Here is a 14,618-nt window from a genome sequence, read left to right as displayed (position 1 = left end):
CTTTCACCGGACGCCGTCGTCGGCGTAGATCGTGCGCAACCAGATCGTCTCCGCCCCCGCGAGCAGTTCGGCTCTGCCGAGCGGGCCACCGACGGTGTAGCGCTCCATCAGGCGGTCGTTGAACTCCAGCAGCAGACCTGCGAGCACCTCGGCCTGCGGACCGTCGGGCGCGCGGCCCCCGGTGCGCTCGGCGGTGATCATCGCGGCCACCGACGGCACGAAGGATTCCCGCGCGTCGTCCCAGACACCGCGGACCGCGGCGCTGGCGGCGCGGGCTTCGAGCATGGCCTGCAGCAGATACCGGTGTTGGTCGACGGTGTCGAGCAGTGCCTCGAGCATCCCGCGGACGCGGGTGCGGGGCGGCTGGTCGGTGCTGCTGAGCAGATCGCTGGCCAGGAATCCGTCCTCGTACATCGGCTCCAGCAGCGCGGCGACCGCGGCGGCCTTGTTCTCGAAGTAGAAGTAGAACGCCGACCGGGTGACCCCGGCGCGGCGGGCGACGTCGGCGATGTTGAGGCCGTCGAAGCCGGATTCGCGCAGGTGATGGTCGATGGACTCCAGGATCGCGCTGCGCCGCAGGTCGCTCTTCTGCGGCTGACGCCGGTCGGTCGGCGACCGCACCGGGAGTCCTCGCTGCACGCGCGGACCCTAACCCGCAGTTCTGACGAGTGTCAACGATGCGCGACGCGCGTCAACCCCAGGCCTGAGGGTAGTACCGCGGGGTGAATACGCGGTCGGCGCCATCGGTGCCGGCCCGGTGCCAGCGGGTCTGGGTGGAGCCGATGATGAGCAGGCAGCGCATGTCGACCTCGGCGGGATCGAGCTCGCCGAGCGTCACCACCCGGACCGACTCGCGCGGGCCGGCGACGTCGCGGCCGATGACCACCGGCGTCGCGGGATCGCGGTGCTGAAGGAGAATCTCCCGCATCGCCGCGACCTGCCAGGTGCGCGTCTTGGACGCCGGGTTGTAGATCGCCAGCACCAGGTCGGCCGCCGCGGCCGCGGTGAGCCGGCGGGCGATCACGTCCCACGGCTTGAGCCGGTCGGACAGCGAGATCACCGCGTAGTCGTGGCCGAGCGGGGCGCCGACGCGGCTGGCCACCGCCTGGGCGGCGGTCATCGCCGGGATCACCCGCACGTCCACCTCGGGCCACCGTTCGGCCTCCTCGAGCACGGCGGTGGCCATCGCGAACACCCCGGGGTCGCCCGACGACACCACCGCGACCGTGCGGCCCTGCTCGGCGAGCTCGCAGGCCAGCCGTGCGCGTGCGGGCTCGTCGGTGTTGTCGCTGGGATGCAGCCGTTGCCCGTCACGCACCGCCACCCGGTCCAGGTACGGCCCGTACCCGATGAGGTCGGTCGCCGCGGCGAGCTCCCGGCGGCTCTGCGGGGTCATCCACCCGCTGTCGCCGGGGCCCAGGCCGACGACGGCCACCGAACCGGTGTCCGGGGCGGGGCGGTCGCGGCCCGGCAGCATGGCCAGCGCGAAGTACGGCACCGACGCGTCGTCGACCTCGGCGGCGGGCAGCACGCGTTGCTTCTCGGTGCTGGCGCGCTCGACGTAGAACGCGTCGTCGATCCGCCCTGACTTCGTAAGTGCTTGCCGCACAGCTGGATAGGATCGGCCCAGCTTGAGGATGACCGCGGCGTCGGTGTCGGCGAGGCGGCGCTGCAGCTCGTCGGCGGGCAGCGTGCCGGGCAGGATGGTGAGCACCTGGTCGCCCTGGACCAGCGGCGTCGACACCGCGGCCGACGCCGCGCTCACCGAGGTCACCCCGGGCACGATCACCGCGTCGAACCGCTGCGTGAGGCGGGTGTGCATGTGCATGTAGGAGCTGTAGAACAGCGGATCGCCCTCGGCCAGCAGCGCGACGTCGCGTCCGGCGTCCAGATGGGCGGCGATCCGGTCGGCGGATTCGCGGTAGAAGTCCTCCATCGCGCCGGCGTAGCCCGCGGGATGGTCGGAGGTCTCGGTGGTCACCGGGTAGACCAGGTGCTCCTCGATCTGCCCGTCCCGCAGGTACGGTGCGGCGATCGTGCGCGCGATGCTGCGTCCGTGCCGGGCGCTGTGGTAGGCGACGACGTCGGCGTCCCCGATCACCCGGGCGGCCTTCACGGTCACCAGCTCGGGGTCGCCCGGGCCCAGCCCGACGCCCCACAGGATTCCCTGTCGTGTCGTCATTCCTGCTCCGCCGCAATCGAGTTCACGGCAGCCGCGGCCATCGCGCTGCCTCCGCGCCTGCCCGTCACCACCAGGTAGGACATCCCGCGCGGGCGGTCGACGAGCTCCTGCTTGGACTGGGCCGATCCGACGAACCCGACCGGTCCGCCCAACACCGAGGCGGGCGGGGCGAGACCGTCGTCGATGAGCTCGAGCAGCCGGAACAGCGCGGTGGGCGCGTTGCCGATCGCGACGACCGCGCCAGGGATCCGGTCGGCCCACAGGTCCACCGCGGCCGCGGAGCGGGTGGTGCCCAGCTCGGCGGCCAGCTTCGGCGCGCGCGGATCGGCGACCAGGGACACCACCTCGTTGTCGGCGGGCAGGCGGCTGCGGGTGATCCCGGCCGAGACCATCGACGAGTCGCACAGGATCGGGGCGCCCGCGGCGAGCGCGGAATGGGTGCGGCTGGTGACATCCGGGCTGAACGCCACGTGCTCGGCGACGTCGACCTGCCCGCAGGTGTGGATCAGACGCACCACCACCCGGGAGACATCCGCGGGGAAGCGCGACAGGTCCGCCTCGGCGCGGATGGTCGCAAACGACTGCTTGTAGATCTCGGTGGCGTCGCGGATGTAGTCGAGCACCCGATCACCCTACGGGTGGGGTTCGCGGGCCCGGTAGCCGTCTCCGGTCGCAACCAGCACTTGGGCGTCGGCCGGGCTGCCGCAGGCCCGCTCGCAGCCGACGAAGTGCCGGTGACGTGCGGCGTCGGGCTCGTGCACCGCCGCCGCCGCGTCGGCGCGCACATCGGCGACCGAGCGCGCGCAACCCGGGCTGCCGGTGCACGCCGACACCGACAGCCACGGCGAGTTCTCGTCGAAGATCAGCCCGAGCGGGGCGAGGACCCGCAGCGCGACGTCGGCGACGCCCTCCTCGAGGTCGAACAGCAGCACCGACCGCCACGGGGTGATCGCCAGCGGCGCGTCCACGGCGGCCAGGTACTGCGCGACCCGGGCCTCGAGGACGCCGAGCGGAACCGCGGCGCCGAGGGCGATGCGCCCGTCGTCCTGCTCGATCCAGCCCACCGGGGGCCGCACCGAACCCGGCCACGTCGCCCCCGGCGGCGCCGTCGGCTCGAGCCCGCCGAGTAGCTCTGCGGGGTCGGCGAGTTCGCCGACCCGCCACGCGGTGCCCCGGATCTCGGTGAACCGCCGTGCCACGCGCAGCATTTCGTCCACCGCGTCGGTCAGCGGGACCCGCACGCCGGTGTCGCGACCCGCCAGCAGCAGCGCCGCGGTGTGCCCGTCGAGCACGTGCGCCCCGACGTCCGCGCCCAGGCCGGAGATGTCACCGCGGCCGTCGTCGATGCCGAACATGAACCGGCCCGGCAGCCGGACCAGTTCGGGGTCACGTTGCAGCGCGGCGTCCAGAGCACGCACCAGATCCCTTGTGTCGCAGATCCCGCCATGCCGGCCGGACAGCGGGGAGGCCAGGATGTTGCGCACCCGCTCGTGGGTCGGCGACGGCAGCAGACCGGCCTCGGCCAGCGCCGAGGCGACCGCGCCGGTGTCGCGGATGCCGCGGATCTGCAGGTTGGCGCGGGAGGTCAGTTCGAGCGTCCCGGTGCCGAACTCGGTCGCGGCGTGCGCCAGCGCGTCGAGCTGGGCAGCCGTGATCGCACCCCCCGGTAACCGGACCCGGGCCAGTTCACCGTCGGCGGCCTGGTGGGTCTGCAGCGCGCCCGGGCAGGCGTCGTCGTCCCGTTCCCTGGCCATTCCTCCACGGTACCGCCCGCGGAAACCTCAGCTGACCAGCCGCACCGCCGGCGCCACCACGGCCGAATAGTCCGAAGCGTCCCCGGTGATCACCCGGCTGTGCTCACCGTGCACATCGACGGGGACGTCCCCGGCCAGGGTCACCCGGCTCAGCCGGCGGAACTGGTCGTCGTAGTCGGCCACCGCGTAGTGCTGGGTGGCCCGGTTGTCCCACACCGCGAGATCGCCCTGCTCCCAGTTCCAGCGGATGGTGTTCTCCAGCTTGGTGATCCGGTTCTGCAGCAGCTGGAAGAGCGCCCCCGACTCGGCTCTGCCCAGACCGACGAAGTGCTGGACGAAGTGCCCGAGCAGCAGCACCTTGCGGCCCGTCTCCGGATGCACCCGCACGACCGGGTGCTCGGTCTCGTAGCGATCGGAGACGAACTCCTCCCGGTACTGGCGCTCGGTGTCGGCCAGCTGCTCCAGGCGGGCGTCGACGTCACCGGCGTAGTCGTACTCGTTGGTGTGCACCGCCCACAGGTTCTCGGCCAGCGCACGCAACGGCGGCGGCAGCAGGTCGTAGGCGGCCTCGGTCGACGCCCACGTCGTGGTCCCGCCGTAAGGCGGCAGCGTGACGGCCCGGAGCAGGGACGCCTTCGGGATGCGGTCGACGAACGTGACGTCGGTGTGCCAGCTGTTGGCCTTGTCGTAGCGCGAGTCGATCGGCAGCACCCTGGTGCCGCGCGAGGTCACCGTCGGGTGCGCCGTGGTCGGCGTGCCGAGCGCGCGAGCAAAGGCCAGCTGGCCCTCGTCGTCCAGCTCGTGCTGGCCGCGGAAGAAGATCACCTTGTGCTCCAGCAGAGCGGCGTTGATCCGCGCGGCTGTGGCCGCATCCACCCCGTCGGCGAGCCGAACACCCTCGATGCGGGCGCCGATCACGGCTCCGAGCTTGACCACCTTGACTGATGACATGACACCTCCACAGAACGACTGACAGCACTCTGGCCGCCTGCGAGGCCATGGCCAACCGTTTGATTCAGCCGGAGTCGAACCGGTGCCGTTTCGGTCAGTTCAAGATCGGGTAGAGGCCAGCGAACGGAGGTGCGAGTGAACGGACTGTGGGATTACGTCACCGCCCACCACACGCAGCTGATCTTCGACTCCTACCAACATGTCAGCGCAGTGGTGCAGAGCGTGCTGCTGGCCACGCTGATCGGGGTGGCCATCGGAGTGGCGACCTACCGCAACGCTCTGGCCGCCAACCTGGCCACCGCGACGTCCAGCGTCATCCTGACCATCCCGTCCTTCGCGCTGCTGGGTCTGCTGATCCCGCTGTTCGGCCTCGGCGTCGTGCCCAGTGTGGCGGCGCTGGTGCTGTACTCGCTGCTGCCGATCATCCGGAACACGATCGTCGGCCTCAACGCGATCGACCCGGCGCTGACCGACGCCGCCCGGGGCATCGGCATGAGCCGGCTGGAGACACTGGGCAGGGTCGAGCTGCGGCTGGTCTGGCCGGCCGTGCTGTCGGCGATGCGGTTGAGCACCCAGATGTCGATGGGGGTGCTCGCAATCGCGGCCTACGTGAAAGGGCCCGGCCTGGGCAACCTGATCTTCGCCGGGCTGGCGCGGGTGGGCAGCCCCACCGCGTTGCCGATGGCGCTCAGCGGCACCCTGCTGATCGTGATCCTGGCTCTGGCGCTGGACGCGATCCTCGTCCTTATCGGGCGCCTCACGACGTCGAAAGGCATTCGGTGACAGAACAATCGGAGCCCACCGGGGTGCGGATCGAACTCGACCACGTGTCGAAGGTCTACCCCGGCGCCGCTCAACCCGCGGTCAAAGACGTCTCGCTGGACGTCCCGGCCGGCGAGATCGTGATCTTCGTCGGCCCGTCCGGCTGCGGCAAGACCACCACCATGCGGATGATCAACCGGCTCAGCGAGCCGACGTCGGGCCGGATCCTGATCGGGGACAAGGACGCGCTGTCGATCAAGCCCAACGAGCTGAGGCGCTCGATCGGGTACGCGATCCAGCAGGCCGGACTGTTCCCGCACATGACGATCCGGCAGAACGTCGGGCTGGTGCCGGGTCTGCTCAAGTGGGACCGCAGACGCATCGACGAGCGGGTCGACGAACTGCTCGACATGGTCGGGCTGGAGCCGGCCCAGTACGCCGACCGTTACCCGCGTCAGCTCTCGGGCGGCCAGCAGCAGCGCGTCGGCGTGGCCAGGGCGCTGGCCGCGGACCCGCCGGTGCTGCTGATGGACGAGCCGTTCGGCGCCGTGGACCCGATCACCCGCAGCACTCTGCAGGACGAGCTGCTGCGGTTGCAGAGCGAACTGCACAAGACCATCGTGTTCGTCACCCACGACTTCGGTGAGGCGGTCAAACTCGGCGACCGCATCGCGGTGTTCGGTCAGCAGTCCAAGGTGCTGCAGTACGACACCCCGCAGAACATCCTGGCGGCGCCGGCCGACGACACCGTCGCCGGCTTCGTGGGTTCCGGGGCGTCGCTGCAGCAGCTGGGCCTGCTGCGCGTGCGCGACGTGACGCTGGAGTCTCGGCCCGCGGTGCACCGCGGCGACACCGTCGAGCACGTGCGCTCGGTGATCGCCGCGAGCGGGCACGACTGGGCGGTGGTGCTCGACGAACGCGACCGACCGGTGAGCTGGGTCCGCGAGCGCCGGCTCCGGCACGCGGGCGCGCTGGCCGACGCCGTCGAACCCGTCGACGTGATCAGCACCCACTCCACCCTGGAGGACGCACTGGAGGCGATCCTGGCCGAGCAGCACGCGTCGGCGGTCGTCGCCGGGCCGGGGAACCGCTACGTCGGAGTGGTCACCCTGGACACGCTCATCGACACGATCACCCGGCTGCGCGCCGAAGCCGACGTGGCCACCGGCGGGGGAGACGTGCCGTCGTGACAACCGCCCAGCAGGCCACCGACGCCGATGTCGCCGGCCCCGCGACGACCACCCCTGCGGAGCGGGCCCGGCTGTTCGTCCAGCCGGTACTGGTGCTCGTGGTCGGGGCCGCGGTGGTGTTCTGGGCGTTCAACCGGGAACTGACCGCCACCCAGTTGGAGAACATCAACCCCGGCAACGTCGCGACGCTGATCTGGCAGCATCTGCTGATCACCGCCGCGGTGACCGCGATAGTGGTGCTGGTCGGTGTCCCACTCGGCGTGCTGGTTACCCGTCCGGGGGCAAAGGTGTTGCGTCCGTTGGTCGTCGGGATCGCGAACGTCGGGCAGGCCGCGCCCGCCATCGGGCTGTTGGTGCTGCTGTTCCTGCTGACGGCCAAGACCGGGTTCTGGATCGGGGTGCTGCCGATCGCGCTGTACTCGCTGCTGCCCGTGCTGTCGAGCACCATTCTCGGGATCGACCAGGTGGACCGCTCGCTGATCGACGCCGGACTCGGCCAGGGGATGTCGCGGGCGTCGCTGCTGCTGAGAGTCGAACTGCCGCTGGCGGTGCCGTTCATCCTCGCCGGTCTGCGCACCTCGCTGGTGCTGGCCGTCGGCACCGCGACGCTGTCGTTCCTGGTCAACGCCGGCGGGCTGGGCATCCTGATCGACACCGGTTACAAGTTGCAGGACAACGTGACGCTGATCCTGGGCAGCGTGCTCGCGGTGTGCCTGGCGCTGCTGGTGGACTGGCTGGGCGGGCTGGCCGAGTTCTTCCTCGACCCGAAAGGGCTGCGGTGAGCGCGCGCCGGATCGCCACGCTCGCCGCGCTGCTCGCGCTGGCGCTTTCGGCGTGCGGGCTCGGCTCGGGCAGCGCGGTGCCACTGCAGGTCGGGCCCGGCTCGATCCAGCCCACCCCGGGGCTGGAGGGGGTGCAGATCACCGTCGGCTCCAAGGAGTACACCGAGCAGGTGATCATGGGCTACATCCTGGAGTTCACCCTGGCCGCCGCAGGCGCCGAAGTCAGGGACCTCACCGGCATCGTCGGATCCCGAAGTACAAGGGAGGCGCAGCTTTCCGGGCAGGTCGACATCGCCTACGAGTTCACCGGCAACGCCTGGATCAACTACCTCGGCCACGAGAAGCCGATCCCGGACAGCCGTGAGCAGTACGAGGTGGTGCGCGACGAGGACCTGGCCCGCAACGACATGGTGTGGCTGCCGCCGGGACCGATGGACGACACCTACGCGCTGGCCGCCAGCCTGCAGACCGTCGAGAAGACCGGCGTGCGCACCCTGTCCGACTACGGCGCTCTGGTGCAGCGCGATCCCGCCGCCGCCCGCACGTGCGTGGACACCGAGTTCCGGGCCCGGCAGGACGGCTTCCCCGGCATGGCGGCGGCGTACGGGTTCGACCCGCGCCGGGCCCAGACCCCGATCCTGCAGGTCGGCATCATCTACCAGGCGACGGCCGACGGCACCGAGTGCGATTTCGGCGAGGTGTTCACCACCGACGGACGCATCGCCGCGCTGGACCTGGTCCTGTTGACAGACGACAAGCAGTTCTTTGCGCACTACAACCCGTCGGTGACGATGAAGCGCGAGTTCTTCGACGCCCACCCCGAGATCGCCGAGGTGACCGCACCGGTGACCGCGGCGCTGACCAATGACGCGATCACCGAGCTCAACCGGCAGGTCGACGTCGAGGGGCGGGACCCGAGCGTGGTCGCGCGGGACTGGATGGTCGCGCAGGGTTTCGTCACCGCAGCCTAGCCCCGATGTGACGGTCGTCACTTTGCTGCGCGGCCGGTTTCGTCCGGCACAGCGGCAGCTATTTATGCAGTACCGGCGGTACCGTCATCCGGCATGAGCCCGCTCGAAGAAGAGTGGGCCTTTCGGAAGGAAACACCGATGACGGCGATTCTGATCTTGACTGTGGCCATTCTCGCGCTTGTCGCCACGGTCGGCGCGCCGTACGGGCAGACCTGGTACGGCCGCTGGCACGGCTGAGCCCGTCAGGTACGAATAGGGGGTGACCCTGCCTGAGGCCGCCGGCCAGACCTCGCCGACCGTGCTGCTCCTGTCCACCTCCGACACCGACCTGATCACCGCGCGCGCCAGTGGCGCCGCGTACCGCTGGGCCAACCCGGCGCGGCTGGTCGACGGTGAGCTCGACGAGCTGCTGCGCGCAGCCGACATCGTGGTGGTGCGGATCCTCGGCGGCTACCGGGCGTGGGAGGACGGTATCGACGCGGTGGCCGCCAGCGGTGTGCCCGCTGTCGTGGTCAGCGGCGAACAGACCCCCGACGCCGACCTGATGAACCACTCGACCACCCCCGCCGGGGTGGCGCTGCAGGCGCACATCTATCTCGCGCAGGGCGGCACCGAGAACCTGGCGAACCTGCACGCGTTTCTGTCGGACACGCTGCTGATGACCGGTTTCGGTTTCGCCGAACCCAGCACGACCCCCACCTGGGGTGTGCTCGAGCGCGCATCCGCCGGCTCGGACGGCCCGACCGTGGCGGTGCTGTACTACCGAGCCCAGCACCTGGCGGGCAACACCGGCTATGTCGAGGCGCTCTGCGACGCCATCGAAGAGGCCGGGGGAGTGGCACTTCCGGTGTTCTGCGCGTCCCTGCGCACCGCCGACGACGCGTTGATCGAGTTGCTCGGCACCGCCGACGCGCTCGTCACCACCGTGCTGGCCGCGGGTGGGGCCACCCCGGCCGCGGTCGGGGCAGGCGGCACCGACGACGCGTGGAACGTGGCACACCTTGCCGCCCTGGACATCCCGATCCTGCAGGGGCTGTGCCTGACCAGCTCGCGGGCGCAGTGGGAGGCCAACGACGACGGGATGTCGCCGCTGGACGTGGCGACCCAGGTGGCGGTGCCCGAGTTCGACGGCCGGATCATCACGGTGCCGTTCTCCTTCAAGGAGATCGACGACGAGGGCCTGATCTCCTATGTCGCCGACCCGGAACGTTGCGCACGGGTCGCGGGGCTGGCGGTGCGGCACGCCAGGCTGCGCTCGATCGCCCCGGCCGACAAGCGTGTGGCGCTGGTGTTCTCGGCGTACCCGACCAAGCACGCCCGCATCGGCAACGCCGTCGGGCTGGACACCCCGGCCAGCGCGATCGCGCTGCTGAACGCGATGAAAGAGGCCGGCTACGGGGTCGGGGAGATCCCCGGTCTGGAGGCCGGCGACGGTGACGCGCTGATCCACGCGATGATCGAACGCGGTGGCCAGGATGCGGCCTGGCTGACCGAGGCTCAGCTGACCGGCAACCCGATCCGGGTGTCGGCCAAGGATTATCGGGCGTGGTTCGCCACGCTGCCGGCCGAGTTCACCGACGCCGTCGTCGAACACTGGGGCCCGCCGCCGGGCGAGTTGTTCGTCGACCGCAGCGCCGATCCCGACGGCGAGATCGTCGTCGCGGCGATGACGGCCGGCAACATCGTGCTGATGGTGCAGCCGCCCCGCGGGTTCGGCGAGAACCCGGTGGCGATCTACCACGACCCCGATCTGCCGCCCAGCCACCACTATCTGGCCGCTTACCGCTGGATCGACTCGACGTTCCGGGCCGACGCGGTCGTCCATCTCGGCAAGCACGGCAACCTGGAGTGGTTGCCCGGCAAGACCCTCGGTATGTCGGCGGCCTGCGGCACCGACGCCGCGCTGGGGAACCTGCCACTGATCTACCCGTTCCTGGTCAACGACCCCGGCGAGGGCACCCAGGCCAAGCGCCGCGCGCACGCCACCCTGGTCGACCACCTGATCCCGCCGATGGCCCGGGCCGAGACCTACGGCGACATCGCCCGGCTGGAACAGCTGCTCGACGAGCACTCCACGATCTCTGCGCTGGACCCGGGCAAGCTGCCCGCGATCCGCCAGCAGATCTGGACGCTGATGCGGGCGGCGAAGATGGACCACGATCTGGGCCTGGAGGACCGCCCCGACGAGGACTCCTTCGACGACATGCTGTTGCACGTCGACGGCTGGCTGTGCGAGATCAAGGACGTCCAGATCCGCGACGGCCTGCACATCCTCGGCCAAACCCCCACGGGCGAAGCCCAACTCGACCTGGTGCTGGCGATCCTGCGGGCCCGCCAGCTGTTCGGGGGCGAGCAGACGGTGCCGGGTCTGCGGCAGGCGCTCGGGCTGGCCGAGGACGGCAGTGACGATCGTGCGAGCGTCGACGATGCCGAGGCTCGCGCCCGCGAGCTGGTCGCCGCGCTGCAGGAAAGTGGTTGGGACGCAGGGGTGGTGGACACCCTGACCGATGACGAAGACGTCGCGGCGATCCTGCGGTTCGCCGCGACCGAGGTGGTGCCGCGCCTGGCCGGCACCGCAGGTGAGGTCGACCAGATCCTGCGCGCGCTCGACGGCCGCTTCATCTCGTCCGGACCGTCCGGTTCGCCGCTGCGTGGGCTGGTCAACGTGCTGCCCACCGGGCGTAACTTCTACTCAGTGGACCCCAAGGCGGTCCCGTCCCGGCTGGCGTGGGAAACCGGTGTGGCGATGGCGGATTCGCTGTTGGAGCGCTACCGCACCGACTACGGCCGCTGGCCGGAGTCGGTGGGGTTGTCGGTGTGGGGCACCTCGGCGATGCGCACCTCCGGCGACGACATCGCCGAAGTCCTCGCGCTGCTCGGCGTGCGACCGATCTGGGACGATGCGTCACGGCGTGTGGTCGACCTGGAGGCGATCTCGACGGCCGAACTGGGGCGGCCCCGCATCGACGTGACCGTACGTATCTCTGGCTTCTTCCGCGACGCGTTCCCGCACGTGGTGTCGATGCTCGACGACGCGGTGCAACTCGTGGCCGGACTCGACGAGTCCGCCGAGGACAACTACGTGCGGGCGCACGCGCAGGCCGACCTGTCGGAGCACGGTGACCAACGCCGCGCCACGACAAGGATTTTCGGCTCCAAACCCGGCACCTACGGTGCAGGTCTGCTGCAGCTGATCGACAGCCGCAACTGGCGCGACGACGCGGATCTGGCGGCGGTGTACACCGCATGGGGCGGTTTCGCCTACGGCCGTGGCCTGGACGGCGCCCCGGCCACCGACGAGATGAACCGGGCCTACCGGCGGATCTCGGTGGCGGCCAAGAACACCGACACGCGCGAGCACGACATCGCCGACTCTGACGACTATTTCCAGTACCACGGCGGCATGGTGGCCACGGTGCGCGCACTGACCGGAAAGGATCCGGCCGCCTATATCGGCGACAACACCCGGCCCGACGCGGTGCGCACCCGCACGCTGTCCGAGGAGACCACGCGGGTGTTCCGGGCCCGGGTGGTGAACCCGCGCTGGATCAACGCGATGCGCAGGCACGGCTACAAGGGGGCCTTCGAGATGGCCGCCACCGTGGACTACCTGTTCGGCTACGACGCGACCGCCGGGGTGATGGCCGACTGGATGTACGAACAGCTCTCGCAGAGTTACGTCCTCGACGACGAGAACCGCAAGTTCATGGCGGAGTCCAACCCGTGGGCGTTGCACGGCATGGCCGAACGCCTGCTCGAGGCGGCCGGCCGCGGTATGTGGGCGGCGCCCGATCAGAGCACCCTCGACGGGCTCAGGCAGGTGTTGCTCGAAACCGAAGGCGACCTCGAAGGCTGACGCGCGGACTTGTCGGGGCCCGGGGGTAGCGTCGGGTGCATGTTCGAAAGTTTGTTCGATATCGACGAGGGGGCGTCGCAGGCCGAGTTGCGGGCGGCCGTCGAGCGGTTGGAGGCGCTGAAGTCCGCGGCTGCGGCGGCGCAGGCGCGGGCGACGGCGTTGTGGGCGGCCAAGCGCCGCGCCGCTGAGGCGGCCGCGGGGATCCCGGCAGCGAAACGGGGGCGTGGTCTGGGTGCGGAGGTGGCGTTGGCTCGCCATGACGCCCCGGTGTGCGGCGGGCGGCATCTGGGGTTCGCGCAGGCATTGGTGGAGGAGATGCCGCACACGTTGGCCGCGTTGGAGTGCGGGGCGCTCTCGGAATGGCGAGCCACCCTGATCGTGCGCGAATCAGCCTGTTTGTCGGTGGCGCATCGCCGGGAACTGGACGCCGAATTGTGCGCCGATGTCGCCAGATTGGGCGGGTGGGGCAACAACCGGGTCGAGGCGGAGGCCAAGAAGATCACCGCCCGGCTGGACGCGGCGGCCGTGGTCGCGCGGGGCCAGGCCGCGGTTGCCGATTGCGCGGTCAGTGTGCGGCCGGTGTCGGACACCATGGTGTGTGTCAGTGTCCGGCTGCCCCTGGCCAAAGGCGTCGGCCTGTATGCGGCGTGTAAACGAGCCGCCGACACCACCTTTGATGACCGGCCGCGGGGTCAGGTGATGGCTGAGACGGTGTACGAGCGGGTGACCGGTCACCCTGCGGACGGGCCGGTGCCGGTGGCGGTGAGTCTGGTGATGGCCGACACGACGTTGGCCGGTGACGATGACGAGCTGGGTTGGCTCGACGGGTACGGCCCGGTCCCGGCCGGGTTCTGCCGGGCACTGACCGGGGACGCGGCCGCCGACAACGAACCCAAGGCCACGCTGCGGCGGCTGTACCGGCATCCGGAATCAGGGCAGTTGGTGGCGATGGAATCGAAAGCCCGCAGGTTCCCGAAAGGACTGGCGTTGTTGTTGCAGCGCCGCGACCGCACGTGTCGCACGCCGTATTGCAATGCCCCGATCCGCCACCACGACCACGCGGTACCGGCCCGCAACGGCGGAAAGACCAGCGCAGCCAACGGGATGGGGTTGTGCGAGGCGTGTAACTACGTCAAGGAAGCGCCGGGCTGGCAGGTCAGCACCAGCGAGGCGAACGGCGAGCATCGGGCTGAGTACGTGACGCCGACCGGGGCGACCTACACCTCGATCGCCCCGGTGCTGCCGGGGCCGCCGGTGCGACGGCGGCTCAGCCTGGCCGAAGGCCGACTCAGCATCGACCTCGTCACCTTCGACGCCGCCTGACCGCCGCCCGTACATTGGCGGAATGACCGCCACTTTCGCCGACGTCGCCAAGTCCGACTACATCCTGCTGACCACGTTCACCAAGGATGGTCGGCCGAAGCCGACCGCGATCTGGGCGGCTCCGGCGGATGACGGTCTGATCGCGATCACCCAGGAGACGTCGTGGAAGGTCAAGCGGATCCGCAACACCGCGCGGGTGACGATCGCCCCGTGCGACAAGGCCGGTAAGCCCAAGGGCGAAGCGGTCGAGGCGACGGCGCGGATCCTGGACAAGTCGGCCAACGCCGCGACCTACGACGCGCTCGCCAAGCGGTACGGGCTGCTCGGAAAGGTGTTCAACTTCTTCTCCAAGCTGCGCGGCGGCATGCGGAAGAACGTTTCGGTGGAGATCAAACCGGTCAACTAGCCGATTCATGACCGCTCCGAGGTTCGAGGACGTCTACCGCGAGAAGTACCTGCTGCTGACCACGTTCACCAAGGATGGCCGACCGAAGCCCACGCCGGTGTGGGGCGTGCCCCACGGTGGCAAGCTGCTGATCAGCACCGACGATGGCTCGTGGAAGACCAAACGGATCAAGAACACGCCTCGGGTCACCATCCAGAAGTGCGGCGTGCTGGGAAAGCCCAAGGGTGAACCCGTCGAAGCGGTGGCCCGCAACCTGCCCAAGTCCGAGACCCGGCGGGTGTTCGACATGGTGACCAGGCGTTACTGGTGGCATTCCTGGTGGTGGGTCCCGCAGGCACTGCTGCGCGGCGGGGTGGACAAGGTGCACGCGGCCATCGAGGTCGAGGCAGCGCCGGCCTGAGCCGGCACCGGCTCAGGAACCTGCGGCAGCGCCCGCACGTT

14 protein-coding genes are annotated in these 14,618 nt (G+C 70.2%); 9 read left to right on the top strand and 5 right to left on the bottom strand.

The features are described 5' to 3' along the window. Nucleotides 1–3 precede the first annotated feature (3 nt). The 5 genes from C6A87_RS16275 to C6A87_RS16255 all read right to left on the bottom strand — a co-directional run bounded on the left by C6A87_RS16275 (nucleotide 4) and on the right by C6A87_RS16255 (nucleotide 4,887). Complete coding sequence (locus C6A87_RS16275; protein WP_311117960.1) at nucleotides 4–621, bottom strand: TetR/AcrR family transcriptional regulator; 618 nt, start codon at nucleotides 619–621, stop codon at nucleotides 4–6. Between the two features lie 70 nt (nucleotides 622–691). Further along, entirely contained in the window at nucleotides 692–2,182 is a 1,491-nt protein-coding gene (locus C6A87_RS16270; protein ID WP_311113234.1) for a precorrin-2 C(20)-methyltransferase, read from the bottom strand. Then, the gene (locus C6A87_RS16265) at nucleotides 2,179–2,805 is read right to left on the bottom strand and encodes a precorrin-8X methylmutase (protein ID WP_311113233.1); all 627 of its coding nucleotides are present in this window, start codon (nucleotides 2,803–2,805) and stop codon (nucleotides 2,179–2,181) included. Before C6A87_RS16265 ends, C6A87_RS16270 begins: the two co-directional genes overlap by 4 nt. A 9-nt stretch (nucleotides 2,806–2,814) precedes the next feature. Beyond that, the gene (gene cobG / locus C6A87_RS16260) at nucleotides 2,815–3,936 is read right to left on the bottom strand and encodes a precorrin-3B synthase (RefSeq protein WP_311113232.1); all 1,122 of its coding nucleotides are present in this window, start codon (nucleotides 3,934–3,936) and stop codon (nucleotides 2,815–2,817) included. 27 nt (nucleotides 3,937–3,963) lie between these two features. Beyond that, entirely contained in the window at nucleotides 3,964–4,887 is a 924-nt protein-coding gene (locus tag C6A87_RS16255) for a TauD/TfdA family dioxygenase (protein WP_311113231.1), read from the bottom strand. A gap of 135 nt (nucleotides 4,888–5,022) precedes the next feature. Here C6A87_RS16255 and C6A87_RS16250 point away from each other — a divergent pair, with 135 nt between their 5' ends. The 9 genes from C6A87_RS16250 to C6A87_RS16210 all read left to right on the top strand — a co-directional run bounded on the left by C6A87_RS16250 (nucleotide 5,023) and on the right by C6A87_RS16210 (nucleotide 14,577). Next, nucleotides 5,023–5,670 carry an ABC transporter permease gene (locus C6A87_RS16250; RefSeq protein WP_311113230.1) on the top strand — a complete coding sequence of 216 codons (648 nt, stop codon included), beginning with the start codon at nucleotides 5,023–5,025 and terminating at the stop codon, nucleotides 5,668–5,670. Further along, nucleotides 5,667–6,839 (top strand): betaine/proline/choline family ABC transporter ATP-binding protein, encoded by a 1,173-nt coding sequence (locus tag C6A87_RS16245; protein WP_311113229.1) that lies wholly within the window; start codon nucleotides 5,667–5,669, stop codon nucleotides 6,837–6,839. Before C6A87_RS16250 ends, C6A87_RS16245 begins: the two co-directional genes overlap by 4 nt. Next, nucleotides 6,836–7,621 (top strand): ABC transporter permease, encoded by a 786-nt coding sequence (locus C6A87_RS16240; RefSeq protein WP_311113228.1) that lies wholly within the window; start codon nucleotides 6,836–6,838, stop codon nucleotides 7,619–7,621. Before C6A87_RS16245 ends, C6A87_RS16240 begins: the two co-directional genes overlap by 4 nt. Next, on the top strand, nucleotides 7,618–8,592 hold the full coding sequence (locus C6A87_RS16235) for a glycine betaine ABC transporter substrate-binding protein (RefSeq protein WP_311113227.1): 975 nt from the start codon (nucleotides 7,618–7,620) through the stop codon (nucleotides 8,590–8,592). Before C6A87_RS16240 ends, C6A87_RS16235 begins: the two co-directional genes overlap by 4 nt. Nucleotides 8,593–8,685: 93 nt before the next feature. Continuing rightward, nucleotides 8,686–8,829 carry a hypothetical protein gene (locus tag C6A87_RS16230; RefSeq protein ID WP_311113226.1) on the top strand — a complete coding sequence of 48 codons (144 nt, stop codon included), beginning with the start codon at nucleotides 8,686–8,688 and terminating at the stop codon, nucleotides 8,827–8,829. A 28-nt stretch (nucleotides 8,830–8,857) separates the two neighbouring features. Further along, nucleotides 8,858–12,448: a cobaltochelatase subunit CobN gene (gene cobN / locus C6A87_RS16225; protein WP_311117959.1), complete on the top strand. Its 3,591-nt coding sequence runs from the start codon at nucleotides 8,858–8,860 to the stop codon at nucleotides 12,446–12,448. A gap of 39 nt (nucleotides 12,449–12,487) precedes the next feature. Beyond that, complete coding sequence (locus C6A87_RS16220) at nucleotides 12,488–13,771, top strand: HNH endonuclease (RefSeq protein ID WP_311113225.1); 1,284 nt, start codon at nucleotides 12,488–12,490, stop codon at nucleotides 13,769–13,771. Nucleotides 13,772–13,793: 22 nt separating this feature from the next. Further along, nucleotides 13,794–14,177: a PPOX class F420-dependent oxidoreductase gene (locus tag C6A87_RS16215; protein WP_311113224.1), complete on the top strand. Its 384-nt coding sequence runs from the start codon at nucleotides 13,794–13,796 to the stop codon at nucleotides 14,175–14,177. Between the two features lie 7 nt (nucleotides 14,178–14,184). After that, on the top strand, nucleotides 14,185–14,577 hold the full coding sequence (locus C6A87_RS16210) for a PPOX class F420-dependent oxidoreductase (protein ID WP_311113223.1): 393 nt from the start codon (nucleotides 14,185–14,187) through the stop codon (nucleotides 14,575–14,577). Nucleotides 14,578–14,618: the final 41 nt, after the last annotated feature.

The sequence above is a fragment of the Mycobacterium sp. ITM-2016-00317 genome (genome assembly GCF_002968295.1).
Lineage (GTDB): Bacteria > Actinomycetota > Actinomycetes > Mycobacteriales > Mycobacteriaceae > Mycobacterium.
Note: the sequence above shows the minus strand (reverse complement) of the source record. Positions and strands in the feature narration are given on the sequence as shown.

Excerpts from the sequence above, each read along its gene's own strand:
- C6A87_RS16270 (WP_311113234.1), bottom strand. The coding sequence starts at position 2,182 with ATGACGACACGACAGGGAATCCTGTGGGGCGTCGGGCTGGGCCCGGGC.
- C6A87_RS16220 (WP_311113225.1), top strand. The coding sequence starts at position 12,488 with ATGTTCGAAAGTTTGTTCGATATCGACGAGGGGGCGTCGCAGGCCGAG.
- C6A87_RS16215 (WP_311113224.1), top strand. The coding sequence starts at position 13,794 with ATGACCGCCACTTTCGCCGACGTCGCCAAGTCCGACTACATCCTGCTG.
- C6A87_RS16230 (WP_311113226.1), top strand. The coding sequence starts at position 8,686 with ATGAGCCCGCTCGAAGAAGAGTGGGCCTTTCGGAAGGAAACACCGATG.
- C6A87_RS16210 (WP_311113223.1), top strand. The coding sequence starts at position 14,185 with ATGACCGCTCCGAGGTTCGAGGACGTCTACCGCGAGAAGTACCTGCTG.
- cobG (WP_311113232.1), bottom strand. The coding sequence starts at position 3,936 with ATGGCCAGGGAACGGGACGACGACGCCTGCCCGGGCGCGCTGCAGACC.
- C6A87_RS16255 (WP_311113231.1), bottom strand. The coding sequence starts at position 4,887 with ATGTCATCAGTCAAGGTGGTCAAGCTCGGAGCCGTGATCGGCGCCCGC.